General features: G+C 57.7%; 10 protein-coding genes, 1 tRNA gene, 1 other RNA gene and 1 pseudogene. 5 read left to right on the forward strand and 8 right to left on the reverse strand.

Annotated elements, in window-relative coordinates; all coding sequences use genetic code 11:
• Window positions 1–269: 269 nt before the first annotated feature.
• Window positions 270–1295, forward strand: a pseudogene (locus tag ED661_RS22440) (recombinase family protein); the annotation flags it as partial.
• A 558-nt stretch (window positions 1296–1853) separates the two neighbouring features.
• Here the strand turns inward: ED661_RS22440 and ED661_RS19185 are convergent.
• The 8 genes from ED661_RS19185 to ED661_RS19220 all read right to left on the reverse strand — a co-directional run bounded on the left by ED661_RS19185 (window position 1854) and on the right by ED661_RS19220 (window position 11058).
• Window positions 1854–1943 (reverse strand) — tRNA-Ser (locus ED661_RS19185).
• A 240-nt stretch (window positions 1944–2183) separates the two neighbouring features.
• Window positions 2184–4751, reverse strand: a complete 2568-nt coding sequence (locus ED661_RS19190; RefSeq protein WP_122076152.1) for a DUF3772 domain-containing protein — start codon at window positions 4749–4751, stop codon at window positions 2184–2186.
• The gene (locus tag ED661_RS19195) at window positions 4748–5782 is read right to left on the reverse strand and encodes a cysteine synthase A (RefSeq protein ID WP_122077055.1); all 1035 of its coding nucleotides are present in this window, start codon (window positions 5780–5782) and stop codon (window positions 4748–4750) included. Before ED661_RS19195 ends, ED661_RS19190 begins: the two co-directional genes overlap by 4 nt.
• A gap of 70 nt (window positions 5783–5852) precedes the next feature.
• Window positions 5853–6977, reverse strand: a complete 1125-nt coding sequence (locus ED661_RS19200; protein WP_122076153.1) for an NUDIX domain-containing protein — start codon at window positions 6975–6977, stop codon at window positions 5853–5855.
• Between the two features lie 27 nt (window positions 6978–7004).
• Window positions 7005–7445 carry a TrgA family protein gene (locus ED661_RS19205; protein ID WP_122076155.1) on the reverse strand — a complete coding sequence of 147 codons (441 nt, stop codon included), beginning with the start codon at window positions 7443–7445 and terminating at the stop codon, window positions 7005–7007.
• A 76-nt stretch (window positions 7446–7521) separates the two neighbouring features.
• Complete coding sequence (locus ED661_RS19210) at window positions 7522–8745, reverse strand: aminotransferase class V-fold PLP-dependent enzyme (protein ID WP_122076157.1); 1224 nt, start codon at window positions 8743–8745, stop codon at window positions 7522–7524.
• Window positions 8746–8947: 202 nt separating this feature from the next.
• Window positions 8948–9943, reverse strand: coding sequence for an acryloyl-CoA reductase (acuI, locus tag ED661_RS19215; RefSeq protein WP_122076159.1), 996 nt, complete (start codon window positions 9941–9943; stop codon window positions 8948–8950).
• An 11-nt stretch (window positions 9944–9954) separates the two neighbouring features.
• Window positions 9955–11058 carry a dimethylsulfoniopropionate demethylase gene (locus ED661_RS19220; protein ID WP_122076162.1) on the reverse strand — a complete coding sequence of 368 codons (1104 nt, stop codon included), beginning with the start codon at window positions 11056–11058 and terminating at the stop codon, window positions 9955–9957.
• 284 nt (window positions 11059–11342) lie between these two features.
• Here ED661_RS19220 and ED661_RS19225 point away from each other — a divergent pair, with 284 nt between their 5' ends.
• The 4 genes from ED661_RS19225 to chrA all read left to right on the forward strand — a co-directional run bounded on the left by ED661_RS19225 (window position 11343) and on the right by chrA (window position 14937).
• Entirely contained in the window at window positions 11343–12074 is a 732-nt protein-coding gene (locus ED661_RS19225) for a FadR/GntR family transcriptional regulator (protein WP_122076165.1), read from the forward strand.
• A 139-nt stretch (window positions 12075–12213) separates the two neighbouring features.
• Window positions 12214–12564, forward strand: a transfer-messenger RNA (tmRNA) gene (gene ssrA, locus ED661_RS19230).
• A 274-nt stretch (window positions 12565–12838) separates the two neighbouring features.
• Complete coding sequence (locus ED661_RS19235) at window positions 12839–13654, forward strand: sulfurtransferase/chromate resistance protein (protein ID WP_122076167.1); 816 nt, start codon at window positions 12839–12841, stop codon at window positions 13652–13654.
• Window positions 13651–14937, forward strand: a complete 1287-nt coding sequence (gene chrA / locus ED661_RS19240; RefSeq protein ID WP_122076169.1) for a chromate efflux transporter — start codon at window positions 13651–13653, stop codon at window positions 14935–14937. Before ED661_RS19235 ends, chrA begins: the two co-directional genes overlap by 4 nt.
• Window positions 14938–14979: the final 42 nt, after the last annotated feature.

A 14979-nucleotide genomic window follows, 5' to 3' on the forward strand; every position in this document is an offset into this window, starting at 1 on the left:
CAAGCCCCACAACAAGCTGTTTTTTTAGATTTTTGCTCTTCGGATCTCGTGATTTCGACCAACGCACGCGCGCGTTGAAGCACTGAGCCTGGAGCTTTTTCTTGGTGCGTTCAAATTGAAATGCACCAAGAAAAAGTAGCCAGCGCTAAGGGCTCAATGGGAACAAACGCGAACATTCGCTTGAACCTTGATTCGTACACTGGCTATTGTTGGAGCCGATCCAGCACACATTGTTCGCCTCGAACGCGATTCCATGGAAGGATATTGCCGTGCAAAAGCAGTTTGTCGCCTCACCAGGCAGCCGCGCCGTTATTTATCTGAGAGTTTCGACAGGCAAGCAGGCCCAAAAAGATCTTTCCATTCCAGATCAGCGCAAACAGCTCAAGGCATATTGCAAGCATAGCGCTTACAACATCGTCGGTGAGTTCAAAGACGCCAAGAGTGGCACAACCGACAAGCGGCCAGGCTTTCAAGCCATGGTCGATGCCATCCTTTATGGCGGACTTGAGTGTGAACTTATTGTCGTACACTCCTACAGCCGTTTTTTCCGGGATCAGGTCGTCGGCGAACTCTACATCAGATCGTTGGCCAAGCGACGTGTTCGTGTGGTCAGCCTGACTCAGCAAACCGATGAAAGCCCTGAAGGCAATTTGATGCGGCGCATCCTGGCTATTTTCGATGAATATCAATCACTGGAGACAGCAAAACATGTCAGGCGCAGCCTCCACGAAAACGCCCTGCAAGGTTTCTGGAACGGCGGCAACACGCCCTTCGGGTACAAAGTTGTGGAAGTCGAACGGCGCGGAAAGACCCGGAAAAAAGGCTTGGTGATTGATGAACGCGATGCAAGCGTGGTGCGTCGCATGTTCGATCTTGCTCTCAAGGGTGACGGCTCTTCCGGCCCCATGGGCATCAAGGCAATCGCATGCTGGCTCAATGAGAGAGGGTATCGCACGAGAAGAGGCAAAAAATGGGGCGTGAGCGGTGTGCATCGCCACCTTACCGATCGAACATATACGGGCGAGTTTACGTTCCGCAGCGGTGAAAATGGAGGTGTGGAAATACCGCTGCAGGTCCCGGCCATCGTATCCGAAGATGAATTCCTGCAGTTGCGCGACTTCCTTGATGCCAGGAATCCGAAAAAGACCCCACCGAGAGTCGTGACCGGCGATGTCCTCCTTACGGGTCTCGTTACGTGTCCGCATTGCGGCAATGGGATGACCACGCAAACAGGAAAGGGTGGTCGCTATCGCTATTACTCCTGCTCCAATCAAATGCGCACGGGTAAGTCCGGCTGCCAAGGTCACCGTGTACCTATGGGTGCTCTTGACGAACTGGTTCTTCAGCATGTTCGAGAAGATCTGCTTACCTCCGAGAAGGCGAACGCACTTCTCGACCCATTGCGCACGCGCCAAGAGAAAGCTGAAGAGGCTCAAGTGGAGCGGCTGGCAACTCGTGACGCCGAAGTACAAGCGGCCAAGAAAAGCCTCGACGCCCTATATGACATGATCCGGCACGGGCTGGTTGACCTTGCCGAAGAAGACTTCAAGCAAAGATTCCTGTCAGCGAAGGAACATCACCTGCGCGCCCAAAAGGAACGGGACCAGGTTGCCGCTGAACTCGCACCTGAAGCTCGCGTCAGCCATCAAAAGGTCTCAGCGTTTGTTTCAGGTATCCAAGAGGCCCTTGCGCAGCCATCAATAGCAGGAAAGCGGGGATTCCTTCGAGCGATCATTGACGAGATCAAAGTAGGTGCTGATCAAATTACGATATTGGGTCGCAGGTCACAATTAGAGCGAGCCATAGTGAGCGGCGAAGCAATCGCTTCTACAGTTCCCACTTTTGTTCGTAAGTGGCGGAGAGACAGGGATTCGAACCCTGGAGACGGTCTCCCGCCTACACACTTTCCAGGCGTGCGCCTTCGACCACTCGGCCACCTCTCCGTTAGGCGGACTTTTGACCGATCAGAAAAGGAATTGCAAGGCCCGTTCTGACAAAAATCTCACCTTTTTTAAAACCTTTTCCAATCAACCAGATGCAGGCCGATCTAGGGCTTCAGATTTGCCTGTTCCCCCAGCTCTCTAGCGGGTGTTTTTCGACCTCCAGCGCGCCCCGCCAACAGGCTTTAGCAAAAGCTTTGCAGGCCAGGTCAGCCACCAGCTCCCTGCCCTGACAACGGCGTCTTAACGGTCGGCGTCTGCCTCTCCATCTTCCGCGCTTCCCTGCACATCCGCTAGGTCAGGCTGCACCTTGGTTGACGCCGCTACGGTGCTCGCCCCTGTGGCGGATTCCGCGTCTCCCAGAGCACTGGCCACGTCCTGTGCCTTGCCGGACGCAAGCGCCTCTGGGTTACGGATCCAGAGATCTCGCTGGGCGAATGGAATTTCGATCTCTTCCGCGGCAAAGCGCGCCGCGATCTCGTAGTTGAGATCGGATTTGACGGATAAGACCCAGTTCACATCCCGCAAGATGGCACGGATCTCAAAATCGAGGCTATCCGCCCCAAACCCTTGGAAGATCACACTGGGTGCCGGTTTCAGCAGCACCATCGGGTGGGATTGGGCAATCTCATTCAGGATTGTCTCGACACGGCGCGGGTCGGTGCCATAGGCCACACCAACCGGCACAATCACCCGACCAACCGTATTGCCACGGGTGTAGTTGGTGACGGTTCCGGTGATCAAATCCGAATTCGGCACAATTACATCGCTGCGATCAAAGGTCTCAATCCGGGTCGAGCGCACTGAGATGTCCCGGACATAGCCCATCAACCCGCCCACTTCGATCCAGTCCCCTTTGGAGATTGGTCGTTCCACCAACAGGATGATGCCAGAAACAAAGTTCGACACGATGGTTTGCAGGCCAAAGCCGATCCCCACTGACAGTGCCCCCGCCACAATCGCCAGCGAAGAGAGATCCAGCCCCGCCATTGAGATGGCCACAACAGCTGCCAGAAAGACGCCGACATATCCCAGCCCCGAAACAATGGCATTCTGCCCGCCGGGATCAATGTTGGTCTTGGGCAGCAGGGAGGTCCGAAGGGTGCTCTGCACCACGCGGGTCAGCCCATAGCCAATGGCAAAAACCACGGCAAAACTCAGAAAGGCCACGGGCGAAATCTGGGTCTCGCCAATCGTGAACCCACCCAGGAAGGTCGACCAGAGTTCTGTCAAATCAGCAACACGCGCGCCCCAGATCAAAGCCAGGAGCGGCAGCGACAACAGGGAGAGACAGAACCCAACCCCGACCAATACAAGTGAGTCCCGCGCCGCCTCTCCCTGCCCGGACAGGAACCCAAACAGATCCCCTGCAAAACGCTGGACAATAAACAGCGCCGCCAGAAGCAGCAGCGTTGAAATAGCCGGGTAAATCAGCGCCTCCGCCGCATTGACATAGCCAATTGCTGCAACAATAGGGGCCGCAAAGCCCAAGAAAAAGGCGCCGCGCCGCACGACCTCAAACAAACGGTTGGCGCCGATTGCCAGACGTCGTTCTTGCTCAGGGTCGCGCTCCTCCCCCTCTGGTCGAGCCTTGGCCAGCCCTCCCTGTGTTACCCCAATCTGGTGCAACCGATACAAAACCAGAGCGGCGGCAAGGATCAGCGGAAAGCTCAGCACTGCCTGAGTGTCCTGTGCGGTGTTTTCCAACTGGTACAGCTCGGTCAGGATATCGTGCAACACCAGTATAACCGCCCAAAGATCGATCATCAGACGGGCTTCGCCGCGGCGCTGCACGGCCATCGGTACCAGGCTTACTTCACGGGGGGCCTTGAACAGCTGGTCGCCAAGCCAGTGGAACGAGAGCAGGATCAGGGCCCAGCTCGGCAGGTGATCCAGCATCAGGGTGCCCCGCACCCCAAGGACGCCAGCGACATCCAAAGCGGCTGTCAGCAAGAGGATCCCAAGTAGAGGCAGGGCCACCTGCAACAGGGACACTATGAAGGTCCAGACCCCGGTGCCGCGCGCGCCAAGCCCGCGCAGATACTCGCCCATGCTGCGTGCCCAGGGGCGGCCACGAAGCAGCAAAAAACTCCCCAGAAGCACCAACAAGAGGATCTCCGGAAGGCCATCCCAGATCTTCTCCACCGTGGTGTCACTGCTGATCTTTGTCCGTGTTTCGAGCCAAACAACCCGCCCAACCCTGAACAGGGCCTCGAGGGCATCAGGCCAGAGTTCGGGGTTCAACGGTGAGGGACCACGCTGCAACAGGTGCTTGGTCCGGCGTTCGCGGATAATGGTATCAACTTCACCAATCAAACCATTTGCCCGGCTAAAGGCCTCTTCTGCAATGATACGCGGGACTTTTAACTGATTGAGCTGGATGGTCAGGCGGTTCCGCAGCCGCGCAATATCAGCGGGTTCTGTCGTGCCATCGGCAGGGGCAGCCCCAAGAGCCAGGATCTGCCCGTTCAGCGTATTGATCCGCTGTTGATTCTTGCTTTTAACCGCCTGAAACTCCTGGCGAAACCTCGTCAGATCCTTGCGCAGCTGTTCAAAGGCTGCGCTGGAGGCGCGACTGCTTTCGATGGCCTGCTCGGCCCTGAGGGCGGTGCTTTGCCAATCATCCAGGTAGCTGCTGTGCTGCGGAACCTCATCCTGCGCCAAGGCGCTGCCAGAAAAGGCAAAGCCCCCCAGCACAATGATTGCAAGCCAGAGGGTAAAAGCGGCAATCAGGCGCGTTACAATGGCATGAGGCCACAGGGTTGTGGCCTCACTTCGAACATTGGCAAGCTGCCTGAAAGCGGTGGTCATACGTCCTCGAACACGCCCGGGATGGAAGCTGGTGCATGGGTCATCCAGTCGGGCACTGGCAGGTCTTTTTCACGCAGGAAATCCGGGTTGAACAGTTTCGACTGATAGCGGGTGCCATAGTCACACAGAACGGTCACGATGGTTTTGCCCGGCCCCATGTCCTTGGCCATGCGCACGGCCCCGGCAATATTGATCGCCGAGGACCCGCCCAGCACCAGACCTTCGTCGTGCAACAGATCAAAGACATAGGGCAGCGCCTCATTGTCGGAGATCTGGTAATTAAAGTCGGGCTTCAGCCCTTCCAGGTTTTTGGTGATGCGCACCTGGCCGATCCCTTCAGCAATCGAGCCCCCCTCCATGGCGATCTCGCCAGTGGTGTAATAGGAATAAAGCCCGGCCCCCATGGGATCCGCCAGGGCGATTTTTACACCCTTTGGCTGCAATGCCTCGGCCACCCCTGCCAGCGTGCCGCCTGACCCAACCGCACAGGTGAAGCCATCAACCTTGCCATCGGTCTGTTCCCAGATCTCTGGGCCGGTGGTTTCCACATGTGATTGCTTATTGGCCACGTTATCGAACTGATTGGCCCAAATCGCACCATTTGGTTCGGTTTTGGCAAGTTCATTCGCCAAACGCTCAGAATAACGCACAAAATTGTTAGGATTTCGATAGGGTGCTGCAGGTACCTGCACCAATTGCGCCCCAGCAAGGCGCAGCATATCCTTCTTTTCCTCAGATTGGGTTTCCGGAATCACGATCACGGTTTTGAACCCCATCGAGGCCCCAACCAGGGCCAGGCCAATACCGGTATTGCCAGCGGTGCCCTCAACAATGGTTCCGCCCGGCTTCAGATCCCCCCGCGCAATCGCATCCTTGATGATATAGAGCGCTGCACGGTCCTTGACCGATTGACCCGGGTTCATGAACTCGGCCTTGCCCAGAATTTCGCATCCGGTCTCATCGCTGACGCGGTTCAGACGGATCAGAGGTGTGTGGCCAATGGCGTCGGCCAGATCGCGTGCAATGCGCATGGTATCCCTTTCGATCATTCCCCCAAGATGTAACCAAGGGGGCTGACCTCTACAAGATGCGAAGCGGCGCTTAGCGCAGCTCTGCGCGCAGCCGATCCCGGTGACGCGCCAGCCACAGTGCCGCCGTGATCAGTGGCATGTCCTGATAGCGATGCGCATCGATGCCCTGCATCAATGTATCAAAACTCAGGATTTCGCTGCGCAGATCTTCATTCTCGCCCGCAACACCACCGCCACCACTGATGTAGCTTAAGTCCGTAACACCCACAAAAATATGAATAAACTCTCCCGATGACCCACTAGAAGGGTATCCACGGCTCACTTCCTCCAAATGTGAAATCGTGACACCAGCTTCTTCCACTGCTTCGCGATGCGCCGCCTGTTCAGGTGTTTCGCCTGGATCAATCAGCCCCGCCACCGGCTCCCACATCCAGGGGCGTTTTTCCCCAGCAATAAAGGTGGCTGCCCGAAACTGTTCCACCAAAAGCACCTGATCACGCAGCGGATCATAGGGCAGAACCACCGAGGCCCGCCCAACCAAGGCCACACCACGGTTCACCACCGGGCTCATGCTACCATCATAGCGGCGGAATTTGAGATCCATTTCCTCCATCGCAAAGAAGTTCACATAGGCCCGGTTATGAGCCACAACTTCTACGTCGCGCGACAAATCAAATCCTGGGTCTTCTGATCTGGACTGGGCCTCTAGCCAGGCAGCGGCCCGCCGACGGATCGAAGGAAAAGACTTGCGCATCTGCTCAGCCGTGACCCGGCCGTGATAGGCCATGACTTCTTCGGCGGCGCGCAGCGTCATGGCCCCCGACTGCGCAATCCAGGCCTCCAGATCCCATAATGCGCCAGCCTGCCACTGGCCTGGGGCGGGAAAATAGACCTGCGTTTGTGCCATCTCACCCGTGGCAAGCCGAACCGTGATGGGTTTCAGTGCATAGTCAAAGCCCCCTTCATAGAAATCCAGCGCCGCCAGATCCTCTGCGCTCAAGCCACGTACCAAAAGCCCGGTCGCCTCTTCCCCTTCGGCCTCTGCGATCATCGGGAAAATCTGATCCTGGACACCATAAATGGCGTGATCCGCAAGGCTGGCAACAGCGGTGTCAAGGGCTGCACCGCTGCGCCCCAGTACCAATTCCAGAAGGGGCACATAGCGAAGCGTGCCGTAGAAAAATAGATCAACCACGTTCTTTAACCCATTGTTAATTTTGATTTAAGACCAGCGTTTATTGGCACTCTCTGCCAGTATACCTGCCAAGCAGCCCCCTAAGACCAAGGGCAGTAATACCGTTGGCACCGCAATAACAAAGAAGTACTCAAGCGACAGCGTTAGAATTGCTAACAGGGCCTCAAAGGGTCCACCATATCGGTTCCGCATGGCCCGGTCGAACATCTCCCAGGCGCCCTGGATAAACAGCGCCCAGAGCACCAGTACAGCAGCCCCCGTCAGTCCATTGTTGATCGCCGGTACCAGTCCATGTCCAACCCGCCGCCCCATAAAGATCCAGCCTGTCAGCAGGCCGACAGTGACGTTGATATGGAAAAAGTATCCAAAATCAGTGCCTTCGGGCATCAAGGGCACCACTTGCACCGAGAGAACAAAGGCAAGGATACCTAGGCAAATAGCAGCGGTCAGGCGGGCAGCGGTAGGCATTTGGAGAAAATCCTTGGAGCTGAAGCTGGAGTGCCGGGCGCCAGAGCCCCTAAAGCACTCAGGTTAGAAAGCCAGATTACAAGACTTGATCAAGTGCCTTGATCAATTTGTTCAATTCTTCCTGGCTGGTGTAATGCGTAAAACTCAACCGTAACACGCCTTCTTCTGGGTCGATGCCCATTGCAGTAAGGGCGCGCACTGCGTAGAAATCTCCGCCCCCCGCCATGATCCCCATCTCTGCAAGCCTCTCCGCCACAGGCCCAGCTGGGCGATTCAAGGCCAGGGCTACGGTTGGGGCCCGCCGGTCGGCTTCGCTGGGGCCCAGCAAGCGCAGATCATTGCGATCCTTTAGCGCATCCAGCAGCGGCTGGAGCAGCGTGACTTCATGTGCGCGCATCAGATCGTGAACAAACTCCCCTCTGGCAGTTGCCCCCTCAACCGGTCCACCGTGATGATCACAAAGGGCATCAAAGTAGTCCACCATGCCGGCGCTGGCGGCAATCTGCGCATGATCCGGTCCTGCAGGCGTAAAGCGTTTGTACAGGCTGTCGGCGTTGAAGAAATGCCCCTGGTTTGGCAGCAGCGCCCCCAGTTCGCGACGCATCACCATCATGCCCTGATGGGGGCCATAGGTTTTATAGGCCGAAAACAGATAGATATCCGGGCCAAGATCACCAACATTGGGCAACCCGTGCGGCGCGTAAGAAACCCCATCGACACAGACAAAGGCCCCAGCCGCATGCGAAAGCGCAGTGATCTCTGTCACCGGGTTGATCTCACCAACAACATTGGAGCAATGCGGGAAGCAGACCAAACGCACCTTCTCGTCCAGCAAAGCTTCAAGTTTTGCCGGATCAAGATGGCCGGTTTGCGGATCAATTTCCCACTCGCGAACCTCGATCCCCTCATCAGCCAAACGACGCCAGGGCCCGGTGTTGGCCTCATGGTCCTGATTGGTCACGATAATTGCTTCACCCGGCTGCAAGAATTGCCGAAAGGCCTGGGCCAGCACATAGGTGTTTTGCGTGGTGGAGGGACCAAAGCTCAGCTCATCGGTCTCAACCCCCATCATTGCTGCCAGCCGCTGGCGCGCCTCATCCATTTCAGCCCCCGCCAGACGCGAGGCCTCGTAGGGGGCATAGGGCTGCACTTTGCGTTGGGTATAATAGCGGGTCAGCCGGTCGATCACTTGCTGGCAGGTATATGACCCACCTGCATTTTCAAAAAACGCCTGCCCCTGCAAGCTAGCTTCTTGAAAGGCAGGAAACTGCCCGCGTACAAAATCGATATCCAGCGTCATCTTAGGTCCCCGTTTATTGTTGTCTGAATGGATGCAGCTCTCACCGCAGGAGGTCAAGACCGACTGGCGAAAACCGGCGCCTCGAGCCACTTAGACGGGTGGATTTGGCCAAACCAAATAAAGTCAGCCCCAAATACCAAGATTCGGGGCTGACGTCTGTATGATCAGAATACGCGGTCAGGTGAGACTGCGTGGCGCCAGTTTAGGCGTTTACATCCACGACCACACGCCCCTGAACCTGTCCCTTCAAGATATCAGCCCCCAGCTGCGGCAGATCCGACAGCACCGCGGGCTTGACCATGGCCTCCAGCTTCTCTATCGGCAGATCCGTCGCCAGTCGCTGCCAAGCACGAACCCGGTTGTCATAGGGCTGCATCACGGAATCGATGCCCAGCAGGTTGACCCCCCGCAACAAGAACGGGATGACAGTGGCTGGCAAGCCGGCGCCGCCCGCCAGGCCAACCGCAGCAACCGAGGCGCCGTATTTCATCTGCCCCAGAACTCGCGCCAGCATGTCACCACCAACCGCATCAATACAGCCCGCCCAGGTCTCGCTCTCCAGCGGGCGCTTGACCGTCTCGTTCAACGCCTCACGCGCCACAATCTGCGTGGCACCAAGGCTACGCAGGTAGTCCTCGGTTTCGGGACGTCCGGTAACACCTGCGACCTCATAGCCAAGATGCGCCAGGATAGCGGTTGCCACCGAACCAACACCACCCGCGGCACCAGTCACCAGAACCGGCCCCTGACCGGGCTTCATCCCGTGATCTTCCAGCGCCATCACCGACAACATGGCTGTCAGCCCAGCCGTACCAACCGCCATGGCCTGACGGGTATCCAGCCCCGCTGGCAGTGGCACCAGCCAGTCGGCCTTGACCCGGGCCTTTTGCGTATAGCCGCCCCAATAGGCCTCGCCAACGCGCCATCCGGTCAGAACCACCTTATCGCCCGGCTTATAGCGATCATCTTCGCTGGTCTCGACGGTGCCAGCAAAATCAATGCCAGGGATATGAGGGTAGTTGCGCACCAACCCGCCGCCTTTGGGGCTGAGGCACAGGCCATCCTTGTAGTTCACGGTGGAGAAATCGACAGCCACTGTCACATTGCCCTCTGGCAGCTGATCCAGCCCGATCTGCTCTACTGCAGCTGAGGCCAGACCACTTTCTTCATCCTTGTTCACAATCAGTGCATTGAACATTTTGCTCTCCTTCAAATCCAAAACTTGTCGCGCACGGTGGCCGTACGCATCCCGTCAGGGGTTTCAACTTCCAGCTTGGCGCCTGCATCCCAGTGGGTCATGCGCACCATGCCAATTGCTACATTTGTCCGAAAATCCGGTGACCAGGCGGCCGAAGACACCCGTCCTACCCGCTTACCTGCCGCGTAGAGCGGCCAGAATTCGGTACAGGCGGCCACAGGGTCTCCCGCAATTTCGATGGCCCGGATCTGTTGCACCGGCCCCTCCTTAGCCACGCGCAACAGTGCATCACGCCCAATACAGCCAATCGCAGTATGGGTGTCACAGAACCGGCCCAGCCCACATTCATGCGGAGTGTTATCATCGGTCATGTCATTGCCATAGCTCAGCAATCCGCCCTCAATGCGCTCAATCAGGTTCGGGCAGCCCGCCCGCACCTCCAGGTCCTGACCGGCCTCAAACAGCTTGTTCCACAGCGGCATGCCAATTTCGCTGTCTTGAACATAGATTTCAAACCCACCCTGTTTGGAATAACCAGAGCGCGCGATCACCAGGTCACGCCCCTGAAACTGGAAGGTAGAAAACCTGAAAAAACGAATGTCACGAATACTGCTGCCAAAGACCCGCTCCAAAAGCTCTTCGGCTTTTGGCCCCTGTATCGCCAAGGGGGACACATCCGGCTCATCCACCAGCACATCCAGACGCCAGCCATTGGCAATGCCCTTGACCCAATAGAGCAGATCACTGTCGGCGATCGAGATCCACCAGCGATCCTCTGCCAGCTTGACCGCAACCGGATCATTCAACATCCCGCCCGTTTCATCAACGATGGGAACGTAGAAACACTGCCCCGGCAACATTCCCCGCAGATCACGCGGTGTCAGCATCTGCATCAAGCGTCCAGCATCCGGCCCGCGCAGCTCCACCTGACGTTCACAGGACACATCCCAGATCTGCACGTGTTTCTTCAGGTGATGATAATCCGCCTCAACGCTCTCAAACACTGTTGGCAGCAGCATGTGATTATAGACCGTATAGGCCTTTACTCCAGCTGCTTCGACGCCTTCAGAAAACGGCGTTCTGCGCAACCGCCGTGATGGTGAAATCAATGCCATTGTTCATCCTCCTGGCAACGGGAACTCATTCTTCAGAGCAGAGTGATATCTCGCCTACCCTGATCGATTAGCGTGGAGACCACAAATGGCCGGGCTGGCCTCTCTGACACCCCACTAGAAACAAACCTCAGCAGTGCCGCATCTCCCTGGCACATTCTGCATCCAGCGATGGCTTTCGCCGCCTCCTCCAAGTAGACCAACCCGACTCACCGCTTGCAATTTAAATGTCAGACTTTTAAATGTCAGACAAATAAAAAATGCAGCTCGCATAGCCAGGACCTGAGATGAAGATTGACCCGAACAGCTCCGCAGATCTCTCAGCGCAGATTGCCCAGGCCATCAAGGACGCCATCATCATTGGCGAGTTGATTGTCGATCAGCGCCTGCCTTCAGAGGCCGAATTGGCCGATCACTTTCAGGTCTCACGCCCCACGGTGCGCGAAGCCCTGAAACGCCTGGCAGCACAATCCCTGATCCGCACGCAACGTGGCGCAACTGGCGGCGCCTTTGTCAACCGGCTCAGCTTCGAAGACGCCCATGCCCAACAGGTGACCACCTCGACCCTGCTGCTCAGCATGAATGCGGTGAGCTTCGAAACCGCCTGCGAGGCCCGCTATGCGCTCGAGCGCGCCTGCGCACCGCTCTCAGCCAAACGCCGCAGCGCCGATCAACTGGCCACAATGCGAGCCGAAATCTTCCGGCAAACCCAACCAAACCTCTCGGATGAGGCCTTCTGCGCCTCGGATGTTGCTTTTCACCGCGCCCTGGTCGACGGTGCCGGTAACCCCGTCCTCTCCTACCAACTGGCCGGCGCGGTAGAGGCCATGCAGCCGCTGATGAATATGATCACCTTTACCGCCCGGGATCGCGCCAGCATCGTTGCACTGCACAGCCAGATTGCCGATGCCATAGACCAAGGCGCGGGCACAGATGCCGCCCAGGGGCTGACTAAACTCGAAACAGAAACCCTGCGAATGGCCCAGAAAGTCTTCGAAACCCGCGCGTCCAAGCCCTAAGCCAGTAAGGTCACGCAGCCTCCCCTATTTCATTTGGCCAAAAATATCCCGGGGGAGCCGGTGCTTTGCAGCGGCGGGGGCTGGCCCCCAATACCGCCGCCAAAGAAAATGGAACCCACCTTCAAAAAAGCGTGCATCTCCACTTCAAATCCCCCCCGTAATGCCCTATATTTACCCTGTTCCCTCGGGAACTATGAACATAAATGCGCTCGTAATACACGGATCGGACCCGGGGGCGGTACCCGGCGACTCCACCAAACATGCTTCATTTGGGCATCATGGGGTCGAAATAGGATCGACGGACGTCTAAAGGGGTTAGCTTTGTTTCGGCTGTCTGCCACCGTTATCGGCGAAAACTGTACAATTGCAAATGACAATCGTGCTCCGGTAGCCCTCGCAGCGTAAGCTGTTCGGAAAACCGAAACTTAAGTCCTTTCGCCTAGCAGCGTCTGGCGGGGTTCGCAGGTACCTGGCAACAGAAACCTGCACTTCCCCCTCCCCATCGCAGTGTGTTTGTGCCTCTTTCGAGCCGTATTTCCTGTTCTCACAACTGTCCCGTGCCCCTCCATCTGACAGCACTCAAGACGCCATATCCGATGCCTCCCTTAGGTGAAATTTAAGCCAAGGTGACATCAACACCCTGCCTCGCTTGACAAAACACTGCCAAAAACCGCATCACTGCGCCATGGGGAGCGTTGCGAACGCCCCGTGAGGCGCCAAGCCAGAGGTTCGCGTGTTACCCTTGCTTGCGAGGAGACCTCCCCTTGGCCGCCCCCAATGAAATCACCCCACCACAGCTGCTGCGCCTGATTGGCACCCCGACCGCGCCGAATATCGTAGACATCTGCACCGATGAAGACTTTGACGCAGACCCTCACCTCATTCCCGGCTCCTTTCGCCATCCACATGCGGATATTGAGGGGCTGAAGGCCCGCATTGGATCTGCTCCCTGCGTGATTGTTTGTCAGCGCGGGCGCAAACTTTCACAGGGGCTGACCTCCTGGCTGCGCAGCGAGGGGCTCACAGCCGAATACCTCAAAGGTGGCATGTTTGCCTGGCGAGATCTAAGGGATGCCCCACGTGTTCCGGTGGCGTCCCTGCCTGGCAAAAACCTCCGCCCAAGCCTCTGGGTGACCCGCCACCGCCCCAAGATCGACCGCATTGCCTGCCCCTGGCTGATCCGCCGCTTTGTCGATCCACAGGCCCGGTTTCTGTTTGTCGCCCCTGCTGAGGTCGCTGGGGTTGCTGACCGCTACAGTGCCACTGCCTTTGATACCGAAGGTGGTGATTGGTCTCATCGGGGGGATCACTGCAGCTTTGACACCATGCTGGACAGGTTCTCCCTGCGTACAGAAGCGCTTGACCGGGTCGCAACCGTGGTGCGGGCCGCGGACACCAATCGCCACGATCTGGCCCCCGAGGCCGCAGGGCTTTTGGCGCTTTCGGTTGGGCTGTCCCGGCAATATCGTGACGACCACCAGCAACTGGAGGCTGGTTTCCACCTCTATGATGCGCTGTACCGCTGGGCCAGGGATGGCCAGGGCGAGACCCATGATTGGCCAACAGGTAAAAAGACATGACCCCCGTTTCCTGGCGTGAGATGTGGCGGGTCTTTGGCAAGATCGGCCTGATGAGTTTTGGCGGGCCTGCCGCGCAGATCGCGGTGATGCACCGGGAGCTGGTTGAAGAGCGCCCCTGGCTGGATGAAGAGAGTTTTTTGCGCGGCCTGTCCTTTTGCATGCTTCTGCCCGGGCCTGAGGCCATGCAGCTCTGCACCTATACCGGATGGCGTCTGCGTGGGTTTTCTGGCGGCCTGTTAGCAGGCTTGCTCTTTGTGCTGCCCGGCGCCTTTGTCATCGCTACCCTTGTCTGGCTTTACACGGCCTTTGGCACCCTACCTTCGGTGCAGGCGGCATTCCTCGGCATCAAGGCCGCAGTGGTGGTCATCGTTGTTCAGGCCCTGTGGAAGCTGAGCCACAAGGCCCTGAAAGCTCGACAGGACTACTGGCTGGCCGGGTTTGGCTTTATGGCTCTTTTTGCCTTTGGCCTGCCCTTTCCGCTGGTGATCCTGGGCGCCGGGATCCTCGGCCTGTTGCGCCCCCCCAGCCGGGCCTCTCCCGGCCAGGTCGTAAAACCAATGGCGACAGCGCCAGATTTCAGAGCCCATCACACCCTGCGCACGGTGGCAATCTGGGGTGGTCTATGGCTGCTTCCTCTCATCCTTCTCAGTCTCGTTGGCGCTGATTTCCTGGCCAGCATCGGCTGGTTCTTTGCCAAATTGGCAGTGGTGACCTTTGGTGGGGCCTATGCGGTGCTGGCCTATATGAGCCAGGCCGTTGTACAGCAATACCAGTGGATTAGCGCGGGCGAGATGATCGACGCGCTGGGCCTCGCCGAAACCACGCCCGGACCGCTGATCCTGGTCACCCAGTTTGTCGCTATGCTGGCCGGACTGAAACAGGGGGGCTTTGCGCTCTTCCTCGCGGCCGGTGCAACAGCGCTCTGGGCGACCTTCATGCCCTGTTTCCTGTGGATTTTTGCAGCCGCCCCCTATGTAGAGCGCCTGGCGGCCCTGCCCCGGCTTGCAGCTGCGCTCAAGGCGATTACCGCCACTGTGACTGGTGTTATCCTCAACCTGATGGTCTGGTTTGCACTCCATGTGCTGTTTCAAGAGGTTACCCATCTGCAAACAGGCCCATTGGCGATGCCCTGGCCCAATCTTCACAGTCTGGCCCCTGCCGCCCTGCTGCTGACCCTGCTGGCGCCACTGGTCGCCTATGGCCTGCGCGGACGGCTGTTCTGGCTGCTTGCGATCATGGCTCTGGCCGGGCTCTTTGTGCAGCCCCTGCTGTCGGCGCTATAGCAACAGGCACCCGGTCAAAGGCCGGGTTTCTTGCTCCAGCTA

It is taken from the genome of Pseudophaeobacter sp. EL27 (genome assembly GCF_900313025.1).
Lineage (GTDB): Bacteria > Pseudomonadota > Alphaproteobacteria > Rhodobacterales > Rhodobacteraceae > Pseudophaeobacter.

Bases quoted from the DNA above. Each gene is read 5' to 3' on its own strand.
- ED661_RS19210 (WP_122076157.1), bottom strand. From the start codon at position 8,745: ATGACGCTGGATATCGATTTTGTACGCGGGCAGTTTCCTGCCTTTCAA.
- chrA (WP_122076169.1), top strand. From the start codon at position 13,651: ATGACCCCCGTTTCCTGGCGTGAGATGTGGCGGGTCTTTGGCAAGATC.
- acuI (WP_122076159.1), bottom strand. From the start codon at position 9,943: ATGTTCAATGCACTGATTGTGAACAAGGATGAAGAAAGTGGTCTGGCC.
- ED661_RS19225 (WP_122076165.1), top strand. From the start codon at position 11,343: ATGAAGATTGACCCGAACAGCTCCGCAGATCTCTCAGCGCAGATTGCC.
- ED661_RS19190 (WP_122076152.1), bottom strand. From the start codon at position 4,751: ATGACCACCGCTTTCAGGCAGCTTGCCAATGTTCGAAGTGAGGCCACA.
- ED661_RS19220 (WP_122076162.1), bottom strand. From the start codon at position 11,058: ATGGCATTGATTTCACCATCACGGCGGTTGCGCAGAACGCCGTTTTCT.
- ED661_RS19205 (WP_122076155.1), bottom strand. From the start codon at position 7,445: ATGCCTACCGCTGCCCGCCTGACCGCTGCTATTTGCCTAGGTATCCTT.
- ED661_RS19195 (WP_122077055.1), bottom strand. From the start codon at position 5,782: ATGCGCATTGCACGCGATCTGGCCGACGCCATTGGCCACACACCTCTG.